The sequence below is a fragment of the Candidatus Planktophila sp. genome, from assembly GCF_040402275.1.
Taxonomy (GTDB): Bacteria; Actinomycetota; Actinomycetes; order Nanopelagicales; family Nanopelagicaceae; genus Planktophila.
In genome coordinates, this window is record NZ_JBBAMW010000027.1 from 1 (window position 1) to 7,467 (window position 7,467).

General features: G+C 46.0%; 9 protein-coding genes, 2 tRNA genes and 1 pseudogene. 8 read left to right on the forward strand and 4 right to left on the reverse strand.

The genetic code is table 11. The annotated features are described in order from the left end of the window. Window position 1 precedes the first annotated feature (1 nt). The 3 genes from AC9UEY_RS05240 to AC9UEY_RS05250 all read left to right on the forward strand — a co-directional run bounded on the left by AC9UEY_RS05240 (window position 2) and on the right by AC9UEY_RS05250 (window position 489). Window positions 2-73: transfer RNA gene (locus AC9UEY_RS05240), tRNA-Gln, on the forward strand. Between the two features lie 54 nt (window positions 74-127). Beyond that, window positions 128-200 (forward strand) — tRNA-Glu (locus tag AC9UEY_RS05245). 76 nt (window positions 201-276) lie between these two features. Further along, window positions 277-489, forward strand: a complete 213-nt coding sequence (locus tag AC9UEY_RS05250) for a hypothetical protein (RefSeq protein WP_509538754.1) — start codon at window positions 277-279, stop codon at window positions 487-489. Here the strand turns inward: AC9UEY_RS05250 and AC9UEY_RS05255 are convergent. Then, entirely contained in the window at window positions 466-1,368 is a 903-nt protein-coding gene (locus AC9UEY_RS05255) for a BadF/BadG/BcrA/BcrD ATPase family protein (protein ID WP_509538757.1), read from the reverse strand. The two genes, AC9UEY_RS05250 and AC9UEY_RS05255, sit on opposite strands and share 24 nt — an antisense overlap. A gap of 62 nt (window positions 1,369-1,430) precedes the next feature. Between AC9UEY_RS05255 and AC9UEY_RS05260 the strand changes: the two genes are divergently transcribed. The 5 genes from AC9UEY_RS05260 (at window position 1,431) to AC9UEY_RS05280 (ending at window position 5,497) form a co-directional block, all read left to right on the forward strand. Beyond that, on the forward strand, window positions 1,431-1,808 hold the full coding sequence (locus tag AC9UEY_RS05260) for a hypothetical protein (protein ID WP_509538760.1): 378 nt from the start codon (window positions 1,431-1,433) through the stop codon (window positions 1,806-1,808). Between the two features lie 126 nt (window positions 1,809-1,934). After that, window positions 1,935-3,530 (forward strand): UbiA family prenyltransferase, encoded by a 1,596-nt coding sequence (locus tag AC9UEY_RS05265; RefSeq protein WP_509538763.1) that lies wholly within the window; start codon window positions 1,935-1,937, stop codon window positions 3,528-3,530. A gap of 70 nt (window positions 3,531-3,600) precedes the next feature. Further along, window positions 3,601-4,032, forward strand: a complete 432-nt coding sequence (locus AC9UEY_RS05270) for a CBS domain-containing protein (protein ID WP_509538766.1) — start codon at window positions 3,601-3,603, stop codon at window positions 4,030-4,032. Between the two features lie 25 nt (window positions 4,033-4,057). Continuing rightward, window positions 4,058-4,780 carry a Type 1 glutamine amidotransferase-like domain-containing protein gene (locus tag AC9UEY_RS05275; RefSeq protein WP_509538769.1) on the forward strand — a complete coding sequence of 241 codons (723 nt, stop codon included), beginning with the start codon at window positions 4,058-4,060 and terminating at the stop codon, window positions 4,778-4,780. A gap of 471 nt (window positions 4,781-5,251) precedes the next feature. Next, entirely contained in the window at window positions 5,252-5,497 is a 246-nt protein-coding gene (locus tag AC9UEY_RS05280; RefSeq protein ID WP_509538772.1) for a mycoredoxin, read from the forward strand. Between the two features lie 59 nt (window positions 5,498-5,556). Here the strand turns inward: AC9UEY_RS05280 and AC9UEY_RS05285 are convergent, their stop codons facing one another. The 3 genes and pseudogenes from AC9UEY_RS05285 to AC9UEY_RS05295 form a co-directional block, all read right to left on the reverse strand. Next, window positions 5,557-6,108, reverse strand: a complete 552-nt coding sequence (locus tag AC9UEY_RS05285; RefSeq protein WP_509538775.1) for a fasciclin domain-containing protein — start codon at window positions 6,106-6,108, stop codon at window positions 5,557-5,559. A gap of 167 nt (window positions 6,109-6,275) precedes the next feature. Continuing rightward, window positions 6,276-7,259, reverse strand: a complete 984-nt coding sequence (locus AC9UEY_RS05290; RefSeq protein ID WP_509538778.1) for a zinc-binding dehydrogenase — start codon at window positions 7,257-7,259, stop codon at window positions 6,276-6,278. Further along, a pseudogene (locus tag AC9UEY_RS05295) lies at window positions 7,256-7,467 on the reverse strand (phosphotransferase family protein); the annotation flags it as partial. The gene AC9UEY_RS05290 and the pseudogene AC9UEY_RS05295, both read right to left, overlap by 4 nt.

Genomic DNA, 7,467 nt, shown 5'->3' on the forward strand with positions numbered 1-7,467 from the left:
TTGGGGTATGGGGTAATTGGCAGCCCTGCTGATTCTGGTTCAGTAAGTCTAGGTTCGAGTCCTGGTACCCCAGCGCAGTACAGAAATACAACTTAATATGGTTTGTCCTAGAAATATCTACAGGCAAGGCCCCGTCGTCTAGCGGCCTAGGACTCTGGCTTCTCAAGTCAGCTACGAGGGTTCGAATCCCTTCGGGGCTACAACTAATCTCTCCTCTCTTTCACAGAAATTGTGCGGGAGAGGAGATTTTTGTTGTAAACCAGTTAATCTCTACCTATGTTCGCATTTGATCTTAAGCACCTGTTCTTTGGAATTTTTGCAGGGCTGTGTGCATATATTTTTGGACGCCGTGTTTTGCCATGGATGTTATTGGGATTTGTAGGAACTTTTTGGGTTTTGCTAGCGTTGATGTTGTCGCCAAAGAAGACTCGCACACCACTTAATGAGTGGAATCCGATTACTGAATTAAAGCGCAGCCCAAAGCAGTAGTGGCGGTGCGTCCTGGCGCATATTGTTTGCGATCCAGGTTGCTCCATCTAAGTTATCGCCGGAAGATTCAACAACAACTGCGTGAGGTAGTTTGGCGTTAACTTCTAATGCAATCTTTGTCGAATACGTTGTATTTCGTGCTGGGCCGCCCTGAATAACTATCTCTGGGGAATCACTCTTTTTTCCACCACATCCATACCAAGCAGCAACCACGCTTTGTGCCAATAAGAATGCACCCTCATCAACTATCGCAGTCGCAGTTGAAATGCCTGCATCTGCTGCATCTAATACCTTTTTAGCTGTCTTTGTTGCGAGGTTTACGGCATCAACGCTATTTCTAATCTCTAAAGCAAAGTAGGCAGCAATCTCATCTGCAAAGTAATCAACCATCTCAGGATCATCGCCTCGACCTTGTCGAAGAGCTAACGCTTTAGTAATTGCTAATTTTCCTAACCAAAATCCGCTTCCTTCATCACCAAAAGTATTGCCCAGTCCATCGCGATGTGCGTAATGCCCATCAATGCCGCCGATTGAAACAACACCGCCACCAACAGAGAGCACAACACCATTGCGGCCATCTAATGCGCCAACAAAACCAGCCAGACCATCATCTATAACTGCTACTTCTTTGGCACCAAAGAACTCTTTACATAGCTGTAAGTATTTTTCTGGCTCAGAGACAACTCCATAAAAACCAGTGCAAGATAGTGCGACAACATCTGCTGAGAACTTTTGGGCTGATTCAAAGACTGCGCGCAAAGCAGGTAAAGTATTTTCTCCAGCCAACTTGCCACGTTCACTGCTCACAGAAACCTGACCTTGTCGGAAACGAGATCCCGATTGACCCAGATCAACTGCCAGCACTTCTTTGTTAGCCATAGAATGAAGGATACTTGAATGGATGTGGGAAGATAAGTCCATTACTAACTAAGGAGACAACGATGGCGACAGCAAAGAAAGCGGTTGCAAAGAAGGGACCTGCAAAGCGTGCAGCCGCACCTGTCGTTCAACCCCGTCATGATCGGGTTGATTGGCGTTCTCTGTATGTGTATGCGGTGTGTTTAATTACTTTGCTGGTCACCTTGTTTGCCACCGTCTCATTGATCAACTCGATCATGAATGCAGTGTTTCCAGATCCTGGCTACATAGACATTTACGCAAAGCCTGAAGGTGCTCCATCTGCAGCTTTGCTTGCCCAGCAAGAAGAGAACAATCAGGTTCAGGCGCTAAAGAGAATCTTTACTTCATTCACAACGATTGCTATAGCTGCTCCTCTGTATTTGTATCATTGGCGCACAGCGCGCGCGACCGATAGCTAAGCGACTAGGTCAAAATTTCCTGAAAATTGGCGCAGATGGTGGCACGCACGTTGTGTGTGCGACCGTAATTATTCTCGCTAGCTCCATATAAGTACTCTGAAGCCTTGGTTGGTTAGACTTGACACTATGAAAAGGCTGCGCGGGTTTGTTCAGGCTTGTCACTTTGCCCCTTCCTTGATGGTTACCACTGTTGCCTTTCTTATTGCCCGAGCTTTGTGGTGGGAGGGACCTGCCTATGTCATAGCTATTGGTGTCCTCTTGGGACAGTTGATTGTTGGCTGGACAAATGATTTACATGATTATGAAGATGACCTAAAACATAACCGTACTTCAAAACCATTAGTCTCTGGCTTAATTTCTCCTAAGCAACTGCGTACTGCAATCTTTGTTGTCACACCATTAGCGGTAATCATTAATCTCTTTGGTCCACTGGGATTAAAAGGTGGAGCTGTTTACTTACTTGGTATTGGCTTTGGTCTTGCCTATAACTTCTATTTTAAATACACAACCCTTTCACCTTTGCCGTATGTAATTGCATTTGCTGCACTACCTGCATCCATAGTTTTAGCTGTGGATGAAACCCCACCACTATGGATGATGGGGGCAGGCTCACTACTTGGCGTTGCTGCACACATTGCTAATGTTTTAAAAGACTTTGAAGAAGATGGGCAATCTGGCATTCGTTCTTTCCCGCGCATTATTGGAGAAAGAGCATCAAGGGCGGCAATAGCAGTGATTCTTTTGGCAACAACGCTATTGCTGAACTCGGTTAGTTCTAGACCAGCGCTATTAATTGTCGGTGTAATCGGAGCGTTGTTAACCTTCAAAGCGCCACGATCTATTCTCTTTAAAGCAATCATGGTGGTGGCGTTAGCAAACTTAGTGTTGTTGATATCGGCCCTAGATACCGAAATTGGAAATAAAGAGTTTGCCGATAGCACCAGCATCATTATCGGTGCGGATCGTCCTACTGAACTGTTCTTGCCTTCCCCTGATAATTCCAAAGAATTAACAGGGATTTTAATTAATCTCCATGGGTATTCAGGTGACTCGATTTCACAAACTAATTACACCTACCTCAAGGAATCTGCAATGGCCGCCGGCCTTGCATACGTTGCACCAAATGGATTGAAGGATGGTTCGGGCAATCGTTACTGGAATGCCTCTAACGCATGCTGTGACTTTGCAAAAACCGGTGTTAATGATGTCGCATACATCGATGAGTTAATTGATGAGATTTCCAATGATTACAACCTTGATAAATCACGCATCTATTTGTTTGGTCACTCCAACGGCCACTTCATGAGTTATCAGTACCTGTGCACAAGCAAAAATCAAGTCGCAGCAATTGCCGGCTTAGCCGGCTCTATGGATAGTGATCCTGGCCAATGTTCGGGTAAAACAGCCAATGTTCTACATATTCATGGCGATGCAGATGCAACGATTTCATATGTAGGTGGAGCATTGTTTGCTCAAAACTATCCTTCAGTTGATGAAGTAGTAAAGCGATGGAGCAAGAACAATCAGTGCACACCAGATTCTAAGAAAAAGTCAGATTTGATCGCCTCTATGTCGGGGTCTGAGACAACAGCATCTTTGTTCAATTGCGCCAAAGGTTCTCTGGAGCTATGGACACTCAATGGAGGAGTCCATGTTCCAGGTTTGGATCGTGGATTTGCTGATGCAGTTGTTCAGTGGCTTACCAGTAGCAAGAGCGCCTAGGCGTGCTTGCCTATTGATTTCTTCAGGTAACAGGCGCACTATTACCTCACCTACTAGCGCGGGGGAGAGCATGAAGATCAGCAGCATCATTGCAGGTAAGAAAGTTGAAACTATTTCAGCAAGTGCCAGTGTTCATGATTTGGTCAATGCACTTAACACCCACCACGTTGGGGCACTCGTTGTTTCTGGTGATGGAAAGACAATTGATGGCATTGTCTCTGAGCGAGATGTTGTGCGGGCAATGCCAGGCAAGCTAGATCAACTAGTGGGCATGCATGTGCGAGACATCATGACTGTCGATGTTCACACCTGCACAGCAGATTCAACAGTTCAAGAATTAATGGCAATGATGACCTCACTTCGCTTTCGCCACGTGCCAGTTGTCGATGCCACAGGCAACCTGCTCTCTATTGTTTCTATTGGCGATGTGGTCAAGAACTACGTCAGTGAAATTGATTCTGAGCGCCAGGCTCTTAAAGATTATGTGAGCACTGCCGGCTAAGCCTTTAACACCTAGACTTCACCGCATGATTGGATCAATTGCCCTCGTTGGATCTGGTGAGTACCTGCCTGCAATGGCTAGCCTTGAGAAATCTTTAATCGATGATGGAATCAAAAACGGTAAAAGACCCATCTATGTTCAAATCCCAACAGCTGCCGGTCAAGAAAGTGATGATCGACTTGAGTACTGGAAACAATTAGGAAAAGCTCAAGCAGATCGCTTAGGTGTTGACTCTATTTTCTTGCCGATCTTTACGCGAGAAGATGCCAACAACCCTGAGTATGCAACGCTGATTCATAACTCGGCTCTGATCTATATGTCTGGTGGAGACCCGCACTACTTGACAGAAACCCTTATGGGCACCGCGCTATGGAGTGCAATCCAAGAGAACTGGCGCATAGGAACCTCACTTGCTGGATGCAGCGCAGGTGCGATGGTTTTAAGTTCTCACATTCCTAACCTTCGCCTACTTAAAAAAGCACCCACAGCAGGACTTAACCTGCTTCCAGAGATCCGGGTAATCCCACACTTTAATAAGTTCTTTAGATGGATTCCTGACAGTGCGGCCAAAGTATTGCTCCATGTTCCTGATGACTCAATACTTATTGGCGTTGATGAGTTAACAGCCATCGTCAAGCGCAGCGGAGATGATCACTGGGTAGTAGTGGGTGAGGCAAAGGTGCATGTATTAAAGGGAATGCCTGATCAACAGCTAGGTGATGGTGAAGTAATTACCTTCATTAAGTAGTTCTTGAAAGCAAAAGCCCCACAGAGATTAAGCTGCGGGGCTTTGCCTTCTCGTTAAAGTTACTGTGCGTAACACACAAGTATGCTTTAATTAATGAAGTTGAGCCGGGGTGCCAATCCCGACCCAACTGCCTTATACGAACTCAGTCGCCTAACTGATCGGTCTCGTCGGGTCTAGCCCGACGGTTCCTTCGCATCTCCCATACGCGCAGTATGAGAGTGGCTATTGCAACGCATAGCGTCACAACATCATTTAGATTCATTCGTTTGCACTCCTTTTCTCCATTCCAAACGGATGTCTGGAAATCACTAAGAATCGCTGGCGGCGTGCTTAATGATGTGAGATAAAGATTCAGGCGAGTGCAAAGTAGGGCGCAGAAGTGACGAGAGTGGATGTTGCTAAAAAAGCTGTGGATAGCGAGAATCATTATTTGCAACTAAACTTTCTTTAATTCAACAGAAAGTGAAACCAATGTCCTTTGTTATGTACTCAACTACCTGGTGTGGTTACTGCAAGCGCCTTAAGTCCCAGTTAGCAGACCTTGGTGTCACCTTTGAAGAGATCAACATTGAAGAGGTTCCAGGCACTGCAGAGATCGTTGAGAAGGTAAATGGTGGCAATCGCACAGTGCCCACATTGGTCTTTAGTGATGGCGCTGCAATGACTAACCCATCTGCCAAGCAGGTAACAGACAAACTGGCTGAACTAAATAGTTAAGGCCACCCCAATATCTGAGGTGGCCCTAACCGTGAAGAAACTTCGAACTATTTAATCAATTACTTCTTTACGAACTTTGACACATCCACACCTGGTGGAAGGATTACTGCATCAATTGCATGGATTACACCATTTGAGGCAGCAACATCTGCTGCAACAACTTTTGCTCCATTAACAGTCACGCCACCCATTGTTGAAAGCTTAATTTTCTGACCTTCAACAGTAGCAACATCGCCATCTGTTACATCAGCTGCCATTACCATTCCTGAAACAACGTGGTAGGTAAGGATCTGTGCAAGTAGCGCCTTGTTCTCTGGTAGAAGTAGTGCATCTAGAACACCTGCTGGTAGAGCGGCAAATGCTTCATCTGTTGGTGCGAATACTGTAAATGGACCAGTTCCGCTCAGTGTTTCTACTAGATCAGCAGCTGTTACAGCTGCGACTAGAGTTGTAAAATTACCGGCTCCAACTGCTACATCAACAATTGTTCCTACAGCTGTTTCTTCTGTCATTGTGTCACTTGCTGTATCTGAATCACTTGAGCATGCTGACAGTGTCAACAATGCGGCAAGTGCTGCAGCAACTAGTGCGCTACGACGCAAAACCTTCATAACTCTCTCCTTAGTTTGGGTTTATCTATCGGGAAAACCCTAGGTTCGGGTATGAGGGCCAGCAACTTGAAAATGCCCATTTCACCCTCTGGCACCTCGAATTCACTAGTCAGACACATGGATTCTCAGGATTTATGACCCTGCTTAGGGCTACCCCCATGAAAAGGCTAGGGCTTTAAAACAATACGAATTGGGTTGCCAACTTTGTTGGCCAACTTATCTAACGCTTCAGCAGCTTTTTCTAGCGGCATAACTTCGGTTACTGATTGTGATAAATCTAGTTTGCCTTCACGCGCAAACTCAATGAGCTCTCGCACATGGTGATCTTCTGAGCCGTAGTGACCCAAGATCTGGGTGCGCATATAGGTAAAGGCCATGTCATTAGGAATCACAATAGGCTCATTAGCAATACCAACAATAACTAGCCGTCCTTGCTCACCAAGAAGTGACAATGCTTGTTTTCTAACCGGTGTAACACCTGCAAAATCAAAGGCGGCGTTTAACCCGCGGTGCCTTTTGATTTCAGGATCATCTGGGGCAAAAGCAAAGTCTGCCCCTCTAGCCAAAGCATTTGCTCGTGCATCCTCGCGTGGATCAATAGCAATAACTTTGCTGCATCCAACTATTTTTAATAGTTGCACCGCATGGATTCCAAGTCCTCCCACACCAAAGACCACAGCGCTTTCACCGGCTGCCATCTTGGCCGTAGATGAGATTGCAGCCCACGGAGTTGAAACAGCATCAGGAATAATTGCAGCTTGTTCAAATGGCAGTGAATCAGGAATTGTGGCAACTAGTTCGGCGCTTGTAACAACGTATTCGGCCCAACCGCCGTTGTAATCAAAACCCATAGTTGTTATTTGTGAAGCAGCATTGCGCTGGCCAGCAATAACAACAACCCGGTCGCCAACGGTAGATGTTGTAACACCTGCGCCTACTTGATCAATCACACCTGCAACTTCATGACCTAGCGTCACCTGATCACCCTCTAGATAGCCGGGGGACAAGATGCCTTCCAGCAAATGCACATCAGATAAACACACACCGGCTGCTTCTACTTTGATGCGCACTTGTCCCGCACCAGCATCAGGAGTTGGAACATCAACAACTGCAAAGCCACGTGTTGACACCGTTATCTGTCCAGCTCTCATGCGATCTTTCCTTCTGCTCGGTTGATCAAAGTATTAACTGCTTCTCCAAAGCCAGCAAATGCTGGGTTTGTTGTTTGCCCAGCCCTATAGCGAGCCCAGATCTGTTGAATGATGACCGCTAATCTAAAAAGGCCAAAGACTTCATAAAATGTAAAGTCATCACACTTTCGCCCACTTAACTCTAGGTAGCGTGCAACAAATTGCTCTC

Excerpts from the sequence above, each read along its gene's own strand:
- AC9UEY_RS05280 (WP_509538772.1), top strand. The coding sequence starts at position 5,252 with ATGTCCTTTGTTATGTACTCAACTACCTGGTGTGGTTACTGCAAGCGC.
- AC9UEY_RS05285 (WP_509538775.1), bottom strand. The coding sequence starts at position 6,108 with ATGAAGGTTTTGCGTCGTAGCGCACTAGTTGCTGCAGCACTTGCCGCA.
- AC9UEY_RS05255 (WP_509538757.1), bottom strand. The coding sequence starts at position 1,368 with ATGGCTAACAAAGAAGTGCTGGCAGTTGATCTGGGTCAATCGGGATCT.
- AC9UEY_RS05265 (WP_509538763.1), top strand. The coding sequence starts at position 1,935 with ATGAAAAGGCTGCGCGGGTTTGTTCAGGCTTGTCACTTTGCCCCTTCC.
- AC9UEY_RS05275 (WP_509538769.1), top strand. The coding sequence starts at position 4,058 with ATGATTGGATCAATTGCCCTCGTTGGATCTGGTGAGTACCTGCCTGCA.
- AC9UEY_RS05270 (WP_509538766.1), top strand. The coding sequence starts at position 3,601 with ATGAAGATCAGCAGCATCATTGCAGGTAAGAAAGTTGAAACTATTTCA.
- AC9UEY_RS05290 (WP_509538778.1), bottom strand. The coding sequence starts at position 7,259 with ATGAGAGCTGGACAGATAACGGTGTCAACACGTGGCTTTGCAGTTGTT.
- AC9UEY_RS05250 (WP_509538754.1), top strand. The coding sequence starts at position 277 with ATGTTCGCATTTGATCTTAAGCACCTGTTCTTTGGAATTTTTGCAGGG.
- AC9UEY_RS05260 (WP_509538760.1), top strand. The coding sequence starts at position 1,431 with ATGGCGACAGCAAAGAAAGCGGTTGCAAAGAAGGGACCTGCAAAGCGT.